Here is a 16,193-nt window from a genome sequence, read left to right on the forward strand (position 1 = left end):
CGGCAGCCGTGCCAATATCTTTTCGCAGGAAGTGCGGCTGGCTTCGTCCGGAACCGGTCCGGCGCACTGGATCGTCGGCGGCTATTATTCCGACGAGAAACTCCGCGACCATTTCGACAGTGATTTCGTGCAGTCGCTCGGGTTCGTGGCGCTGACCTCCTATCGCCAGAGCGCGCAAACGGTCGCCGGGTTCGGCGAGCTGGATTACGACCTGAGCTCGAAGTTCACCCTGACCGGCGGTCTGCGGCTGGAGCATGAAAACCGTCGCCTGCGCGATTTCGACACGACCACGGCCCCGGTGATCGGCATCGGCGTGCCCAACGGCAGCGCGGATCAAAGCTACACCGAATTGAGCGGCAAGCTCGCCGCCAATTACCATCTGAGCGACGCGAGCCTGATCTACGCCAGCGCCAGCCGCGGCGTGAAATCGGGCGGCTTCACCGCCTACAACACGCTGACCGCCGACCAGCTCGCGCCGTTCAAGCCGGAAGTGCTCTACGCTTACGAGGTCGGCACCAAGAACGAGCTCGCCGGCTACAAATTGCGGCTCAACGGCGCGGCCTTCTATTACGATTATCGCCGCCAGCAGGTGCAGTCGGCGATCTTCGATCCCGTCTATGGCGCGGTCGGCAAGATCGTGAATGCACCGCGATCGCATATCCATGGCGTCGAGGGCGAAGTGGATTGGGCACCGGTCGCGGGGCTGGAGATCACGCAAGGATTGAGCTGGCGCAAAGGCAAATATGACCGGTTCGACGATCTCGACATCGCCGCCAGCACCGCCGCCGGCCATGCCGTGACCGTCAGCCGCGCCGGCCAGGATGAGGGCTTCCCGCACTGGAGCTATAATGGCGCGGCGACCTACAGGATGCCGGTCGGCGCCTACACGCTGACCGCCGAGGGCGATTATGCCTATCACGGCACGCTCGATCCGGTGCTGCTTGGCCCCAACTTCCGCGTGAAGGATTATTGGCTGGTCAATGCGACGCTGACTTTGGGATCGGGGCCGTGGAGCGTCGGCCTGTACGGGCGCAACCTGCTCAACCAGCATTACGACTTGACCCGCAATTTCTTCCTCGGCGGGATCGATATCGCCTCACCGGGGCGGCCGCGCAGCTTCGGCGTGCGCGGGCGATACAGTTTCTGACGATCCGTCACCCTGAACTTGTTTCAGGGTCCATCGTGCCACATGCACCTACGTGGATGAGGGGAGATGGATGCTGAAACAAGTTCAGCATGACGGAAGAAACCGGTTCGCGGCCTTACTTCTCTTTTTGGCCACGCTCATTCTGGGCGTGACAGCGCCGGCGTGCGCGCGTGACCGGATCGTGGTCGCGCTCCAGCTTGAGCCGCCGACGCTCGATCCGACCTCGGGCGCGGCGGCGGCGATCAAGGAAGTCACCTACCGCACGATCTTTGAGGGACTGACTACGCTCGACGCGACCGGCGCGGCGGTGCCGCTGCTGGCGATTAGCTGGACGATGGCGCCGGATGCGAAGTCCTATGTCTTCCATCTCCGTCCGAACGTGCGCTTCCAGGACGGCACTTTGTTCGACGCGCGGATCGTCGCCTTCAGCCTGATGCGCGCGATCCGTCCCGGATCGACCAATTCGCAGGCTGCGGCGCTATCGGAGATTGCGGGCGTTGACGTGATCGATCCGCTGACCGTGCGAATCCGCCTCCAGACGGCCGACGCCGGGCTGCCGATCCTGCTCGCGTGGGGGGATTGCGTGATGGTGTCGCCGCAATCGGCCGACCGCCTGGCGACCAATCCGATCGGGACCGGCCCGTTCCGCTACAAGAGCTGGACGCGCGGCGACCGGCTGACTTTGGTCCGCAACGACAGCTATTGGGGTGCGAAGCCGTCGCTCACGGCGATCGAATATCGCTTCATCAGCGATCCGGCGGCGGCCTATGCGGCGGTGAAGACGCATGCGGTCGATCTCTTCCCCGATTATCCCGCGCCGGAAAATCTCGCGCAGCTTCGTGCCGACCCAAGCTTGCGCGTCACCACCGCGCCGAGCGAGGGCGAGGTCATCCTCGCGCTCAACAATGCGCGCGGCCCGACCCGCGATCTGCGCGTGCGGCGCGCCATCTCCTATGCGCTTGACCGGCGCGCGATCATCGACGGGGCGATGTTCGGCTATGGCCAGCCGATCGGCAGCCATTTCCCGCCGCAGAACCCCGATTATGTCGATCTGACCGGGCGCTATCCGCACGATCCTGCCAAAGCGCGCGCGCTGCTGGCGGAAGCCGGTTACCCGCACGGTTTCGCGATCACGCTCAAGCTGCCGCCGCCGGCTTATGCGCGCCGCAGCGGCGAGATCGTCGCGGCGCAGCTTGCCCGGATCGATATTCGCGCGACGATCGTGCCGGTCGAATGGCCGCAATGGCTCGACGAAGTCTATGCGCGCCACGATTACGACATGACGATCGTCAGTCATGCCGAGCCGGCGGATTATGACATTTACGGGCGGCCGGATTATTATTTCGGCTATCGCGGTGACGCGGTGCGCGGCCTGCTGGCGCAATTGAAGGCGACCGCCGATCCGGCCGAGCGTCATGCCGTGCTGGTCGCGATCCAGCGCCGGATCGCGGATGATGCGGTCAACGGCTTCCTGTTCCAGTTCCCGCATCTCGCCGTCGCCGATGCGCGGCTGACGCATCTGTGGGTCAACACGCCGTTGCAGGCGACCGATTTTGCGACGGCGCGGTTCGCCGGCGAGAATGTGGCGCAGAGGAAGGCGGGGCGGGCCAACGCCTGGGGCGCGCCGTTGCTCGGCATTTTCGTGCTGGGCGGGCTGATCGCGCTGGCCCGCGTCGGCGGGGCGGGATGGCTGGTGCGGCGGATCGGCGTGCTGATCCTGACCCTGGTCGGCGCGAGCCTGGTCGTGTTCGCGCTGCTGCAGCTTGTGCCGGGTGACCCTGCGCAGTTCATGATGGGTCTGGAGGCGAGCCCGCAATCGGTCGCGGCCTTGCGGACCGAACTCGGCCTCAACGGCTCGGCGATCGCGCGCTACGCCGCCTGGATAGGCGCGATGGCGCACGGCGATTTCGGCACGTCCTATGCCTATCGCGTGCCGGTCGCGGCGCTGGTTTCGTCGCGGATCGCGTTGTCGCTGCCGCTGGCCTGCCTGGCGATGCTGGTATCGGTCGCGCTCGGCCTGCTCGCGGCCTTCGCCGCCGCGCTGCGGCCCGGCGGCTGGCTCGACCGGGGCATCGGCCTGCTGACGCGGATCGGCGTCGCGGTGCCGAGCTTCTGGCTGGCGATGATCCTGCTGTTGCTGTTCGCGGTGCGGCTGCACTGGGTCGCGGCGAGCGGCTTTCCCGGCTGGCAGGCGGGCGCGGGGCCGGCTTTGGCGGCCTTGATCCTGCCGACTTTGGCGCTGGCGTTGCCGCAGGCGGCACTGATCGCTCGGGTGGCACGGGCCGCGCTCGTGGGTGAGTTGGCGCGCGATTATGTCCGCACCGCCCGCGCCAAGGGCGCAGGGCGTGGTCTGATCCTGCGGCGGCATATCGCGCCCAATGCGGCCGGGCCGATCCTCGCGGTGATCGGGCTGCAATTCCCCTTCCTGCTCGGCGGCAGCGTGATCGTCGAGAATGTCTTCTATTTGCCGGGCCTCGGCCGATTGATGGTGCAGGCGATCACCGCGCGCGACCTGATCGTGGTGCAGGCGGTGGCGATGCTGATGGTCGCCGCGACCGTGATCGCCAGCTTCCTGACCGATGTCGCGCAGGCCTTGCTCGATCCGCGTTTGCGGGTGCGGCCATGAGCCGTCTGTTCGGCCCGATCCTCCTGATGCTGATCGTGGCGGCGGCATTACTGTCGTTCGTGTGGACGCCGTGGGACGTCGCCGCGATCGATGTCGCGCACCGGCTCCGGCCCGGGTCGTTCGCGCATCCCTTCGGCACCGATCAGCTCGGGCGCGATCTGCTGTCGATGCTGATGGCAGGCGCGCGCCCGGCGTTGGGCGTAGCCGCGTTGGCGCTGCTGATCGGCCTGGCCGGGGGCGTGCCGCTGGGCCTGCTCGCGGCGGCGCGGCCGGGGTGGGTGGACGAGCTGGTCGCGCGCGCATCCGACATGCTGTTCGCCTTTCCGGCTCTGGTGCTGGCGATGCTGGTGCTGGCGGTGCTGGGTCCGGGGGCGAGCCATGCCGCGCTCGCGATCGGGCTGTTCAACATCCCCGTGTTCGCGCGTGTCGCGCGGGCCGCGGCGCGCGCGATCTGGACGCGCGACTTCATTCTCGCCGCGCGGCTGGCGGGGAAGGGGCGGATGCTGATCTCGTTCGACCACATCCTGCCCAACATATTCGGGCCGCTCATCACGCAGGCGACGCTGCAATTGTCGCTCGGCGTGCTGGCTGAAGCAGCCTTGTCCTTCCTCGGCCTCGGCGCGCAGCCGCCAGCGGCGAGTTGGGGGCGGATGGTGGCAGACGCGCAGACCTTGATCGCGGTCGCGCCGCGATTGGCCTTGCTGCCGGGCCTCGCGATCGTGCTGACCGTGCTCGCGATCAATCTCGCGGGCGAGGCGATCCGCGACCGTTACGCGCCGGAGACCGGGCTGTGATCCCGCTCGAGATCGAGCACCTATCGGTCCGCTACGGCGCGACGACCGCGCTCGACGACGTGTCGTTGCGGGTCGGAGCGGGCGAGATCGTCGCGCTGGTCGGGCCGTCGGGCTCAGGCAAGTCGACGCTGGCGGCGGCGGCGATGTACCTGCTGCCGTCCGAGGCAATCGAGCAGGGGGTGGTGCGGATCGAGGGCGAGGATGTCACGACTTTGCCCGAGCGGAGGTTGCGGGCGTTGCGCGGCGGGCGGGTCGGCATCGTCTTCCAGGAGCCCGCGACCGCGCTGAATACCGCATTGCCGATCGGCCGGCAGATCGGCGAGGTGCTGGAACTGCACACGTCGCTCGGCCGGGCGGAGATAGAAGCCGAGGTTTCGCGCCTATTGATACGGGTCGGCCTCGATCTCTCTCGCAAACGCTATCCGCACACGCTTTCGGGCGGTCAGCGTCAGCGAGTCGCGATCGCGATGGCGATTGCCGCGCAGCCGGTGCTGTTGCTCGCCGACGAGCCCACCGCCTCGCTCGATCCGGTCGCGCAGGCCGAGATCACGACTTTGCTCCTGTCGCTGGTGCGCGAAAGGGGCATGGGGCTGCTGCTGGTCACGCACGACATCACGCTCGCGCGGCGGATCGCCGACCGGGTCGTCACGCTCGATCAAGGGCGGATCGGCGCGCCCGCCGCGCCGGCAGGCGAACTGCCGGAGCGCGCGGCGCGCGCGGGCGGCGACCCGCTGCTGACGTTCGCTCATGTCACGCGGACCTATCCCGGCAAGCGTGCACGCGTCGCCGCCTTGACCGATATCTCGTTCGCGCTCGGCAAAGGCGAGACGCTGGCGGTGATCGGCGAATCCGGATCGGGCAAGTCGACGCTCGCCCGGCTGGCGCTCGGGCTCGACCGGCCCGACGCGGGCACGGTCACACTCGACGGCAACGACTGGGCCTCGGTGCGGGGACCTGCACTGCGGGGCATGCTGGGTCAGGTGCAGGCGGTGTTCCAGGATCCGGCGGCGAGCTTCGATCCGCGCCAGACCGTCGGCCGTATTGTCGCCGAACCCCTCCATCTGCTCGGGCCACTCCCGGCGGCCGAGCGCGTGGCGATGGTGGCGCAGGCGCTGACGCAGGTCGGGCTTCCGTCCGACGCCGTCGATCGCCTGCCGCAAGCCTTTTCGGGCGGGCAGCGCCAACGCATCGCTATCGCTCGTGCGCTCATTCGCAGGCCCGATCTGATCGTGTTCGACGAGGCGCTGAGTGCGCTCGATCCGGAATTGCGCGATGAGATGGTAGCGCTGCTGCAGCGCCTGCAGGAAGAGCTTGGCCTGACCTATCTCTTCATCGCGCACGACATGGATCTGGTGCGCCGCATGGCCGATCGCGTGCTGGTGCTAAGGCATGGGCGAGCGGTCGCACTCGGGCTGGTCGCGGCAGTGCTGGACAGGCCGGACGATCCCTATCTCGCCGCGCTGGCTGCCTTATCCGAGTAGGATGGCGGCCGCCTCGTCCCACATCTGCGGCGTGGCGGCGGCGAGCAGGCCCTTGCCGGTCTGCGTCACCATATATGGCGTGCCGTCGAAGCGTGCGACCTTACCACCCGCTTCCGCCAGGATCAGCGCGCCGGGCGCGTGATCCCAGACATGCGTCCGCCAGAACAATGCGAGGTCGTTGGTGCCGAGCACCACGCGCGGATATTGCTCGGCCGCGCAGCGCGGGATGCCGACGCACTGCATCTTGCCCGCAGCGCGCCGTTCGATCTCCTCGCGCATTTCGGGCGGCAGATATTTGGTGGAGAGCCCAGCGACTGGCATAACTGCGCCACTCGTCCGTGCAGTGACGCGTTCGCCGTCGATAAAGGCGCCCTCGCCGCGTCCCGCGCTGCACAGGCGATCCAGCACCGGATCGAACAGCCACGCCGCCTCGCTCACGCCATCGGCGATCAGGGCGACCATGATCCCGAACGGCGTCTCGCCCGCCGCAAAATTGGCGGTGCCGTCGATCGGATCGACGATCCAGGCGGTGCCTTCCCCGATCCCGTCCAGCAGCGACGCATCGACCGACACGCCTTCCTCGCCGATCACGCGCGATTCGGGCAGCAGCCTGGTCAGCCCTTCGATCAGCGCGATCTCGCTTTCCTTGTCGGCGATCGTGACGAGTTCGTCGGGCGCCTTCTCCTCGATCTGGCCGGCGTCGAGCATGCGGAAGCGCGGCATCACGATCCGCGCCGCCACGTCGCGGATCAGGGCCTGTACGGGCGCGTCATACGCGATCATGGTTCTTCTCCTGGGTTGAGACCACGCGTGTCGCGGCGAAAGCGGTCGTGGCGGGGCGTATCATCGCCGGCCGGCGCCCAGGAAATCCGGCTGGGGTAGAAGATGTGGAAACCCGGCACGACATCGTCGGGCCGGTCGAGCGTGGCGATGCTGAAATCGACCGTTTGGGGCTGATGATCGACTTGCATCAGGAAGGGCGTGCCGCAGCGCGAGCAGAAGCGGCGATGGCCGAAATCGCTCGACGCGAATTGCCCGACCCGTTCCTCGCCCTGCGTGAATATGAAATCGCCGATCGGCACGGTCGCGAATGCCATGGCCGGGCTACCGGAATTGAGCTGGCAGGTCCGGCAATGGCACCAGCCGGCATCGAACGGATCGGAAGCGAGGCGGTATCGCACCGCCCCGCAGGCGCAGCCGCCGGTCCAATTGGCAGGCATCAGCTGCGATAGTCCGCGTTGATCGAAATATAGCCGTGGGTCAGGTCGCAGGTCCAAACCGTGGCGCGGCCTTCGCCGAGGCCGAGGTCGACGCCGATCTCGATATCCTGACCCTTGAGGTGCGCGGCTACCGGGGCCTCGTCATAGCCCTCGACCGCCAGTCCTTTTTCGGCAACCTGGGTCGCGCCGAAGCGGATCGAGAGCAGGTCGCGTTCGGCGGGTTCGCCGGCCTTGCCGACCGCCATCACGACGCGGCCCCAATTGGCATCCTCGCCGGCGATCGCGGTCTTCACTAAAGGCGAATTGGCGATCGACAAAGCGATGCGGTGTGCCGAGGCGTCGCTCTCGGCGCCCTCGACCGCGATCTGGATGAACTTGGACGCACCTTCGCCATCGCGCACAACGAGATGTGCGAGTTGGCGGCAGAGATCGGTCAGCGCCGCCTGGAAGGCATCCGCGCCGGCATCGTCGAACGACACGAGCGGCGCGTTGCCGGCCTTGCCGGTCGCGAACGCCAGCACCGTGTCGGACGTCGAGGTGTCGCCATCGACCGTGATGCAGGAGAAGGTCTGCTTGTTGGCGGTATCCAGCATCGTCTGCAGGAAGGGCGCCTCGACCGCGGCGTCGGTGAAGATGAAGCCGAGCATCGTCGCCATGTCGGGCGCGATCATGCCCGATCCCTTGATGATGCCGACCAAAGTGACGGTCTTGCCGCCGACGATGGCGGTGGTCGTCGCACCCTTGGCGAAGGTATCGGTCGTGCCGATCGTGTCGGTTGCCTCGCGCCAGCTTGCCTCGGGCGCGTCCAGCACCGCGTCGATTCCGGCTTCGGCCTTGTCGATCGGCAGCGGAACGCCGATCACGCCGGTCGAGGCAACGAACACATCCGACGGTTCGCAGCCGATATGGCCCGCGACCCGCGCCGCGATCGCCTCGACCGCCGCGCGGCCGCGGTTGCCGGTGAAGGCATTGGAATTGCCGGCATTGACCACCAAGGCGCGTGCCGTGCCCAGCGGCAGCGCCTTGCGGCACCATTCGACCTCGGGCGAGGGGCATTTGCTCTGCGTGGTCACGCCCGCGACGGCGGTGCCGGGCTCGAACGCAGCATATGTAAGGTCGGTGCGCTCCCACGCTTTATAGCCCGCGCGCGTGACGGCGACGCGCACGCCCGCGATCTGTGGCATTTCGGGGAAAGGTGCGGCGAGGGGGGAGACGGATCCGGACATAAGCGGGCGCGTAGCAGTGGAAAGGCGAGAAGTGTATCCGGCTTGCATCACGCCAAGGATAGACGAGCGCCCCTGCATCACTTACATGCACGCGTGATGCGTTTGCTGCTTCTCTTCTCCGCTTTCCTGACCGCGCTGACCGGCGCGGTGGTTGGCTCCGCTGCCTCCGCGCAGCCGGTCGAGGCCAGCGTCAGCGCAACCCACGCCAAGGCGGGTACGAGCGTCAAGGTGACGGCACCGCTTCCCGAGGAAGTTCAGGGTGCTTACGCCGCGCCCGGCACGTGGCATGCGCGCCTCGTGGCGCCGGTGCGCGTCCAGCGCAAAACCTATGGCGAGCGCCGGCGCGAATAGCGCCTTCGGCTGATCCGGTCCCGGATCGGCTCTTTCTTCGTTATCGCTCTCGCGCACCGGCGGCCACGCCGTGCCGCATCCAATCAGACAGGAAGTTTCAGTATGTTCGCCGGCATTGCCAAGGCCATTTTCGGCTCGTCTAACGACCGCTACGTCAAGTCGATGCAGCCTCTGGTTGCGAAGATCGCCGCGTTCGAACCCAACCTCCAGGCAATGAGCGACGAGGAGCTTGCGGCGCAGACCGTCAAGTTCCGCGCGCGCCTCGACGAGGGTGAGACGCTCGACAAATTGCTGCCGGAAGCCTTTGCCACGGTACGTGAGGCAGCGAGCCGCGTGCTCGGCCAGCGCCATTACGATGTGCAGATGGTCGGCGGCATCGTGCTCCATCGCGGCGAGATCGCCGAGATGCGGACGGGCGAAGGCAAGACGCTGGTCGCGACTTTGGCGGTGTATTTGAACGCGCTGCCGGGCACCGGCGTCCACGTCATCACGGTCAACGACTATCTCGCCCGGCGCGACTCCGAATGGATGGGCCAAGTCTACAAGTTCCTGGGGCTGACGGTCGGTGTGATTATCCCCAACATTCCCGACGAAGATCGCCGCGCCGCGTATGCCGCCGACATCACCTACGGCACGAACAACGAATTCGGCTTCGATTATCTGCGCGACAATATGAAGTACGAGCGCGCGCAGATGGTGCAGCGGCCGTTCGCGCACGCCGTGGTCGACGAGGTCGATTCGGTGCTGATCGACGAAGCGCGCACGCCGTTGATCATCTCGGGTCCGACCGAGGACAAGTCCGACCTCTACAAGCTGGTCGACGCGGTCGTGAAGCAGATCGAGCCGGTCCATTACGAGCATGACGAGAAAGCCCGCTCGGTGATCCTGACCGAGGACGGCACCGAGGCGGTCGAGCGCGCGCTCGAGGCCGCCGGCCTGCTCGAAGGCGACAATCTGTATGATTTCGAGAACACGCAGGTGGTCCACCACCTCAATCAGGCGCTCAAGGCCAACGTCGCGTTCAAGCGCGACATCGATTACATCGTGAAAGACGACAAGATCGTCATCATCGACGAATTCACCGGCCGCATGATGGACGGACGCCGCTGGTCGGACGGCCTGCACCAGGCGGTCGAGGCCAAGGAAGGCGTCCATATCGAGCCCGAGAACCAGACGCTCGCCTCGATCACCTTTCAGAATTATTTCCGCATGTATCCCAAGCTGTCGGGCATGACCGGCACTGCCGCGACCGAGGCGAACGAATTCTACCAGATCTACAAGATGAACGTGGTCTCGATCCCGACCAACGTTCCCGTCTGCCGCCAGGACGACGACGACGAATTCTACAAGAATATCGGCGACAAGTTCGGCGCGATCACCAAGGCGATCCGCGAGAAGCAGGCGATCGGCCAGCCGGTGCTGGTCGGCACCGTCTCGATCGAGAAATCGGAAATGTTGTCAGAATTCCTGACCAAGGAAGGCGTGACGCATAACGTCCTCAACGCGCGTTATCACGAGCAGGAAGCCTTCATCGTCGCGCAGGCGGGGCGGATGAACGCAGTCACCATCGCGACCAACATGGCGGGCCGCGGCACCGACATTCAGCTCGGCGGCAATCTCGAGATGCGGATGCTGTCCGAACATCCCGATCTGGTCGACGGCACGCCCGAATATGAGAGCGTGGCCGACGGCATCCGCGCCGAGATCGCGGTCGAAAAGGAAGCCGTGCTCGCCGCGGGCGGCCTGTTCGTGCTCGGCACCGAGCGCCACGAGAGCCGCCGCATCGACAACCAGCTGCGCGGCCGCTCGGGCCGTCAGGGCGATCCGGGCCTCAGCCGTTTCTATCTGAGCCTCGACGACGATCTGCTGCGGATCTTCGGGCCGGAGACGATGTTCGCCAAGATGATGAACAAGAACCTCGCCGACGGCGAGGCGATCGTCAGCCCCTGGATTTCGAAGGCGATCGAGACCGCGCAGAAGAAGGTCGAGGCGCGCAACTACGACATCCGCAAGCAGGTCGTCGAATATGACGACGTCATGAACGACCAGCGCAAGGTCGTGTACGAGCAGCGCGCCGATATCATGGATGCGGACGCGGTCGACGATGTGGTCGACGATATGCGCGCCGAGACGGTCAACACGATCGTCGCCGATGCGTGCCCGCCCGGTTCCTACCCCGAGCAGTGGAATATCGAGGGCCTGAAGGCCGCGACGTTCGACATTTTCGGCCTGCAGCCGCCGATCGACGAGTGGCTCAAGGAAGAGATGGTCGAACCCGAACTGCTCGCCGCGCGCATCGGCGAAGCGGCGGCGGTGCAGCTCGCCGAGCGCGCACAGGAGGTCGGCAAGGAAAGCTGGGCCAATATCGAGAAGAGCGTGCTGCTCCAGCAGCTCGACCATCACTGGAAGGAGCATCTGTCGACGCTCGATGCGCTCCGCCAGGTGATCCACCTGCGCGCTTATGCGCAAAAGACGCCGATCAACGAATATAAGTCGGAAGCTTTCGCTTTGTTTGAGCGCATGCTGAGCGCGATCCGCGAGGATGTGACGCGGACCTTGTCCAACATCCGCTTCAATTTCGCGCCCCCGCCCGAAATGCCGCAGATGCCGGATATCTTCACGACCACGCATATCGATCCGCTGACCGGCAACGACGACACCTATGATCGCGACGCGGCGTCGCTGGGCCTGGTCACGACGCGGCTGCCGCCGCTGCAGATGGCGCAGCCCGACATGCCCGTGCTGGGCGATCCCGAGGAGTGGGAGAACCGCGTCAGCCGCAACGCGCCGTGCCCGTGCGGTTCGGGCCGCAAGTACAAGCACTGCCACGGGCAGCTGTAATCGGATCGCCTCCCCGTTCGCGGGGAGGCGCCTCAGCCGCGTCCGAAGAGGCGCGCGAAGAAGCCGGGTTTACGGACAGGCACCGGCCAGCCGCCGATAGGCTGCAATTCGGAATAGCGGAATCCGTCCGGTTCGACCTCACCCAGCATGTAACCGCAGATCGATTTTGCGAGCAAAGCAGGAATATCGAACATGTAGTCGACACCCGCGTCTTCGCCGCCTTCAGCTTCCTGCTGCGCCTGCGCTTCGGCCCTAATGGTTTCAAGCTGTGACGGCGGATCGCCGGCTATTTCCAGCGCGTAACGGCCTTTTTCACAATCATAACCAACGCGCCATTTCTCCGAGGCGCCTTCGTAACCTCGTGCCTCAGAATTCATGACGACTTCCCTGATCTCACAGGCGACCGCAGGACCGAAGGCTGCAAGTGCCACCAAGTCCCCTTCAAAAGCGCTGGCGCGGCGATCAGTCAAAACGATCAGCCAGCCGCCGGGCATTTGTCCAATAGCGATGCCTTCGGGAAAATAGTCAGGCTCGATGACAGCCTTCACTTCCATGCCCAGCGCTTCTAGCGCCCGGGCTGGCGTCAATCCCTGGACCGCAATCCACGAATGCGAAAAACCCATGACTTCTTACCCTCCGAATCTCTGGCGGCAATTCTGCCTGACCGTTTTGGAAGTGCAAGAACAAATTAGGAACACTCAGCCGAAACGGTTGAAGCCGCCTAATGTAAGGGTAGCTCAGCTCTTCGGCGGATCCATCCGCTGGAATGGCTTCAGCGCGATCCAGATATAAGCGATCGTGCCGACCAGCACGACGATCGCGAGGCCGTGATCGAGATAATCGATTCCGCCCTCATGCTTGACGGCCTGGTTGCCGAGATAATTGGAGACCGCGCAGCCGACCGAGGCGGCGAGATATTGCCAGATCGAATCCTGCGGCTCGCCCACGCTGGAGGAGCGCTGCAGGAAAAGAACGATGAGGCCGGCGAAGATCGCCACCGTCACCCAATCGTATACTGTTTCCATAACGCACTCTCTCCCCTGTCGCGCCTCCCTGCCACGCCGGACCGGGGCGATGCAACCGCCGTCATGGTACGACCCCGCCACTGGCATGTTGCGGGTCGCGCCATGCCTCTTTGGTCATGACGTCGGCAATGATCCCGGTTGCCTGCCACACATCCTCGTAACGAAGTGTGAGCGGCGTCAGCCCGAACCGCGCGATATCGGGCGTGCGGAAGTCGCCGATCACGCCGCGCGCAATCAGCGCCCGGACGATCGCCAGCGCGTGCGGGTGGGCAAAGGCGATGTGGCTGCCGCGCGCGTCCGGATCGGCGGGCGTGACGTTTTCGAGCTCCGGGCAGAGCGCGGTAACGCGCGCGGCGAACAGATCGTGCAGCCGTATGGCCTTGTCCCAAAGTTGCGCCGGATCGGCTTCGAGCATCAGATCGATCCCGGATTCGAGCGCGAGCAGGCCGAGTATCGCGGGCGTGCCGCTCAGGAATCGGGAGATATCGGGCGCGGGCTCGAACGCGCAGGAGAAATCGAACGGCGCGGCATGACCCCACCAACCCGCGATTGGCGACCGGAGCTGCGGCAACAGCGCGCCCTGGACATAGAGGAAGGCAGGCGCACCCGGGCCGCCGTTCAGATATTTGTAGCCGCAGCCGACCGCGAGCTCGATCCCATCGCGCGCCAGATCGAGCGGGACCGCGCCCGCGCTGTGGCTCAGATCCCAGACGATGCGCGTGCCCCTGGCGGTGAGCGCTCGCATGTCGTGCCGGCGCGCGGTGCGGTAATCGACATGGGTGATGACGGCGGCGGCGACGTCGGGCGTCAGCGCCTCGCCGATCCGGTCGCGCGGCACGCTGCGAAACTCGCGCCCGAGCAGTTCGGCGACGCGGCCCGCCACATGCGCGTCGGTCGGGAAATTGTCGCTTTCCGCCAGGATCGCCCCGTCGCGCAGCTGGGCTGCCGCCATCAGCAATTTGAACAGGCAGACCGAGGTCGAATCGGCGACGATCACCTCGTCGGCCTCGGCACCGATCAGGCGGGCGATCTTGGCGCCGACGCGCCGGGGTGCGCCGACCCAGTCGCGGTCGTTCCAACTGCGGATCAGCCCTTCGCCCCATTCCTGCTCGACCACCGCCTTGAGGCGGGCGGCGGTGGCCTTGGGCAGCGCGCCCAGGGAATTGCCGTCGAGATAGACGACGCCGTCCGGCAATGCGAACCGATCGCGGAAGCCGCCGAGCGGATCGGCGGCGTCCCATTCGCGGACATCTTCGAGCGTCGTCATAAAGGCTTGTTGCGGCTTCCCTATCGCTCGGGCAAGCTTCGTCCTTTCGGGGAGAGGACAGGCATGGCGACCAGGGCCAAGATCGCGAGCGAGGAACAGAGCCGCGATCACGGTCTGTTGCGCGCCATGGGCACCTTCACCTTCGCCGCCGCGATCACCAACGAAGTGGTCGGATCGGGCGTCTATCGCCTGCCCGGCGTGATGGCGACGGCGGCTGGAACGGTCGCGCCTTATGCCTATCTCGCCTGCCTGATCGCGATGGGCGCGATCGTGCTCTGCTTCTCCGAGGCCGGCAGCCGCGTTCCGACCAGCGGCGGCCCCTACGGCTATGTCGAAGCCGCGTTCGGGCCGATGCCGGGTTTCGTCGCGGGCCTGCTGGTGTGGTTCTCGAGCGTGCTCGCGTGCGGCGGGATCGCGGTGGCGCTGGCCGATACGGTCGGCTCGGCCTTTCCGGCGATGGCGGCGGCGGTGCCGCATACCGCGGTGGTGGTCGCGGTGCTGGGGCTGATGACCTTCGTCAACATCATCGGCGTCGATGTCGCGTCCAAGATCCTCGGCCTGGCGACGATGATCAAATTGGTGCCTTTGTTCCTCTTCCTGATCGTGGGCGGCGGCGCTTTGTTCGCGGGCCATGCCGCCGCTAGCCCGATCACCAACCCGCCGACCGAAAGCTTCGGTGCGGCCGCGATCCTCGCCATATTCGCGCTGACCGGCATGGAGACGCCGCTCGCCGCTTCGGGCGAGGTGCGCGATCCGGCACGGACGGTACCGCGCGCCTTGCTGCTCGCGATGATCTCGATCGGCTTGCTCTACATCGCGGTGCAGATCGTCGCCCAGCAACTGCTCGGCGCGGGGCTGATCGGATCGAAGGCGCCGCTCGCCGATGCGCTCGGCACGATCGATCCGCGCTGGCGCGCGCCATTGCTGGCGGGGGCGTTCGGATCGATGCTGATCTGGCTTGGCAGCGATTTGCTCGGCGCGCCGCGTGTCTTGTTTGCCTTCGCGCGCGACGGATTGCTGCCGTCGTTTCTTGGCAAGGTCCATCCGCGCTTCCGCACGCCTTATGTAGCGATCCTGACCCACTTTGTGCTGGCGGTCGCACTGGCGCTGACCGGCACGTTCGAGAAACTGGCGATCCTCTCCACGCTCGCGATCGCGCCGCTCTATATGTCGGTGTGTGCGGCGGCGGTGAAATTGCGGCGCGGCAATGTCGCGATCCTGGGCAAGCCGCTCACCATCGCCGGCCTGCCGGTCATTGCCGCTTTGGCCATCCTCAGCATGGTCGGGCTGATCGGCCTCGCGAAGCTTGAAGAGCAAGCAGCGCTGGCGGTGCTGCTGATCGGCGGCGTGCTGCTTTATTACCTGATGCGGTTCCTGCGGGGCAGAACGACGGCGTTGTAACTCCGCTTACGCATGGATCGAATAATCGACGACGCACAGGAGAGGACAGACATGTCTGCACGTCGCGCGTTTCTCGGCGAGTTGATCGCCGAGGCGGTCGCCATATTGATCATCATCAGCATCGGCTGTTCGGTTGCCGGGATGATCGTGCTGTACGATCCCAACCCCTATAAGAATGCCTATTGGGGCGTGTGCATCACCTGGGGTCTGGCCGTCACCATCGCCATCTATGTGACCGGCGCGATCTCGGGCACGCATGCCAATCCGGCGGTGACGTTGGCGCTGGCTATCTTCCGCGGCTTTTCGTGGCGCAAGGTGCTGCCTTACTGGGGCGCGCAACTGGTCGGCGCGTTCCTGGGGGCGGCGATCACCTACGCCCTCTACTGGAACGTGATCGATCATTATCTTGGCGTCCAGCATCTGACGCGGGCCGCTGGCGGTGCGGCAGGCGTGTTCTTCACCGCGCCTGGCATCGCGGTGACGCCGTTCAAGGCCTTCATCGACGAGATCATCCTCACCGCGTTCCTGGTGTTCGGCATCTTCGCGGTGACGGACGAATATAACACGATGGCGCCGCAGGCGAATTTCGGCGCGGTGATCATCGGGTTTCTGGTGGCGATCATCGGCGCCTCGGCAGGCAATCTGGAGGCGTGGGCGATCAATCCGGCACGCGATCTGGGCCCGCGTACCTTCGCCTGGCTGTTCGGCTGGGGCGCATCCGCCTTTCCCGGCAATCCCAGTTACTGGTGGGTCCCGATCGCGGGCCCGCTGATCGGCGGCGTGATCGGCGGCGGCCTGCAGCATCTGCTGATCC

14 protein-coding genes are annotated in these 16,193 nt (G+C 65.9%); 8 read left to right on the top strand and 6 right to left on the bottom strand.

Annotated features, from left to right (window positions below):
* The 4 genes from VK533_RS11715 to VK533_RS11730 form a co-directional block, all read left to right on the top strand.
* The coding region (locus VK533_RS11715; protein WP_324377825.1) for a TonB-dependent receptor at nucleotides 1-1,147 on the top strand (1,147 nt) is incomplete at its 5' end.
* A gap of 127 nt (nucleotides 1,148-1,274) precedes the next feature.
* On the top strand, nucleotides 1,275-3,773 hold the full coding sequence (locus VK533_RS11720) for an ABC transporter substrate-binding protein (protein WP_324377827.1): 2,499 nt from the start codon (nucleotides 1,275-1,277) through the stop codon (nucleotides 3,771-3,773).
* Entirely contained in the window at nucleotides 3,770-4,567 is a 798-nt protein-coding gene (locus VK533_RS11725; RefSeq protein WP_324377829.1) for an ABC transporter permease, read from the top strand. The genes VK533_RS11720 and VK533_RS11725 overlap by 4 nt, the downstream gene beginning before the upstream one ends.
* Entirely contained in the window at nucleotides 4,564-6,048 is a 1,485-nt protein-coding gene (locus tag VK533_RS11730; RefSeq protein WP_324377831.1) for an ABC transporter ATP-binding protein, read from the top strand. Before VK533_RS11725 ends, VK533_RS11730 begins: the two co-directional genes overlap by 4 nt.
* On the opposite strand, the gene VK533_RS11735 is transcribed toward VK533_RS11730, so the two are convergent.
* From VK533_RS11735 to argJ, 3 genes are read right to left on the bottom strand one after another with little or no spacing between them, the layout of a single operon-like run.
* Nucleotides 6,037-6,831 carry an inositol monophosphatase family protein gene (locus VK533_RS11735; protein ID WP_324377834.1) on the bottom strand — a complete coding sequence of 265 codons (795 nt, stop codon included), beginning with the start codon at nucleotides 6,829-6,831 and terminating at the stop codon, nucleotides 6,037-6,039. The genes VK533_RS11730 and VK533_RS11735 overlap by 12 nt on opposite strands.
* Complete coding sequence (locus VK533_RS11740; protein ID WP_324377836.1) at nucleotides 6,828-7,268, bottom strand: GFA family protein; 441 nt, start codon at nucleotides 7,266-7,268, stop codon at nucleotides 6,828-6,830. Before VK533_RS11740 ends, VK533_RS11735 begins: the two co-directional genes overlap by 4 nt.
* Nucleotides 7,268-8,494 carry a bifunctional glutamate N-acetyltransferase/amino-acid acetyltransferase ArgJ gene (argJ, locus tag VK533_RS11745; RefSeq protein ID WP_324377838.1) on the bottom strand — a complete coding sequence of 409 codons (1,227 nt, stop codon included), beginning with the start codon at nucleotides 8,492-8,494 and terminating at the stop codon, nucleotides 7,268-7,270. Before argJ ends, VK533_RS11740 begins: the two co-directional genes overlap by 1 nt.
* A gap of 96 nt (nucleotides 8,495-8,590) precedes the next feature.
* Here argJ and VK533_RS11750 point away from each other — a divergent pair, with 96 nt between their 5' ends.
* Together VK533_RS11750 and secA are read left to right on the top strand one after the other, a co-directional pair.
* Entirely contained in the window at nucleotides 8,591-8,845 is a 255-nt protein-coding gene (locus VK533_RS11750; RefSeq protein WP_324377840.1) for a hypothetical protein, read from the top strand.
* 102 nt (nucleotides 8,846-8,947) lie between these two features.
* Nucleotides 8,948-11,686, top strand: coding sequence for a preprotein translocase subunit SecA (secA, locus tag VK533_RS11755; protein WP_324377842.1), 2,739 nt, complete (start codon nucleotides 8,948-8,950; stop codon nucleotides 11,684-11,686).
* Between the two features lie 32 nt (nucleotides 11,687-11,718).
* Here the strand turns inward: secA and VK533_RS11760 are convergent, their stop codons facing one another.
* The 3 genes from VK533_RS11760 to VK533_RS11770 form a co-directional block, all read right to left on the bottom strand.
* Complete coding sequence (locus VK533_RS11760; RefSeq protein ID WP_324377844.1) at nucleotides 11,719-12,309, bottom strand: hypothetical protein; 591 nt, start codon at nucleotides 12,307-12,309, stop codon at nucleotides 11,719-11,721.
* A 114-nt stretch (nucleotides 12,310-12,423) separates the two neighbouring features.
* Nucleotides 12,424-12,711: an XrtV sorting system accessory protein gene (locus VK533_RS11765; protein ID WP_324377846.1), complete on the bottom strand. Its 288-nt coding sequence runs from the start codon at nucleotides 12,709-12,711 to the stop codon at nucleotides 12,424-12,426.
* 61 nt (nucleotides 12,712-12,772) lie between these two features.
* Nucleotides 12,773-13,978 (bottom strand): kynureninase, encoded by a 1,206-nt coding sequence (locus tag VK533_RS11770; RefSeq protein WP_324377848.1) that lies wholly within the window; start codon nucleotides 13,976-13,978, stop codon nucleotides 12,773-12,775.
* Between the two features lie 63 nt (nucleotides 13,979-14,041).
* Between VK533_RS11770 and VK533_RS11775 the strand changes: the two genes are divergently transcribed.
* Together VK533_RS11775 and VK533_RS11780 are read left to right on the top strand one after the other, a co-directional pair.
* Nucleotides 14,042-15,379: an APC family permease gene (locus VK533_RS11775; RefSeq protein ID WP_324377850.1), complete on the top strand. Its 1,338-nt coding sequence runs from the start codon at nucleotides 14,042-14,044 to the stop codon at nucleotides 15,377-15,379.
* Nucleotides 15,380-15,430: 51 nt separating this feature from the next.
* The coding region (locus VK533_RS11780) for an MIP/aquaporin family protein (RefSeq protein WP_324377852.1) at nucleotides 15,431-16,193 on the top strand (763 nt) is incomplete at its 3' end.

Origin of the sequence: Sphingomonas sp. (genome assembly GCF_035317925.1) — a bacterium.
In the GTDB taxonomy this organism is placed as follows: domain Bacteria; phylum Pseudomonadota; class Alphaproteobacteria; order Sphingomonadales; family Sphingomonadaceae; genus Sphingomonas_I.

Bases quoted from the DNA above. Each gene is read 5' to 3' on its own strand.
- VK533_RS11725 (WP_324377829.1), top strand. From the start codon at position 3,770: ATGAGCCGTCTGTTCGGCCCGATCCTCCTGATGCTGATCGTGGCGGCG.
- VK533_RS11735 (WP_324377834.1), bottom strand. From the start codon at position 6,831: ATGATCGCGTATGACGCGCCCGTACAGGCCCTGATCCGCGACGTGGCG.
- VK533_RS11740 (WP_324377836.1), bottom strand. From the start codon at position 7,268: ATGCCTGCCAATTGGACCGGCGGCTGCGCCTGCGGGGCGGTGCGATAC.
- argJ (WP_324377838.1), bottom strand. From the start codon at position 8,494: ATGTCCGGATCCGTCTCCCCCCTCGCCGCACCTTTCCCCGAAATGCCA.
- VK533_RS11750 (WP_324377840.1), top strand. From the start codon at position 8,591: ATGCGTTTGCTGCTTCTCTTCTCCGCTTTCCTGACCGCGCTGACCGGC.
- secA (WP_324377842.1), top strand. From the start codon at position 8,948: ATGTTCGCCGGCATTGCCAAGGCCATTTTCGGCTCGTCTAACGACCGC.
- VK533_RS11760 (WP_324377844.1), bottom strand. From the start codon at position 12,309: ATGGGTTTTTCGCATTCGTGGATTGCGGTCCAGGGATTGACGCCAGCC.
- VK533_RS11765 (WP_324377846.1), bottom strand. From the start codon at position 12,711: ATGGAAACAGTATACGATTGGGTGACGGTGGCGATCTTCGCCGGCCTC.
- VK533_RS11770 (WP_324377848.1), bottom strand. From the start codon at position 13,978: ATGACGACGCTCGAAGATGTCCGCGAATGGGACGCCGCCGATCCGCTC.
- VK533_RS11775 (WP_324377850.1), top strand. From the start codon at position 14,042: ATGGCGACCAGGGCCAAGATCGCGAGCGAGGAACAGAGCCGCGATCAC.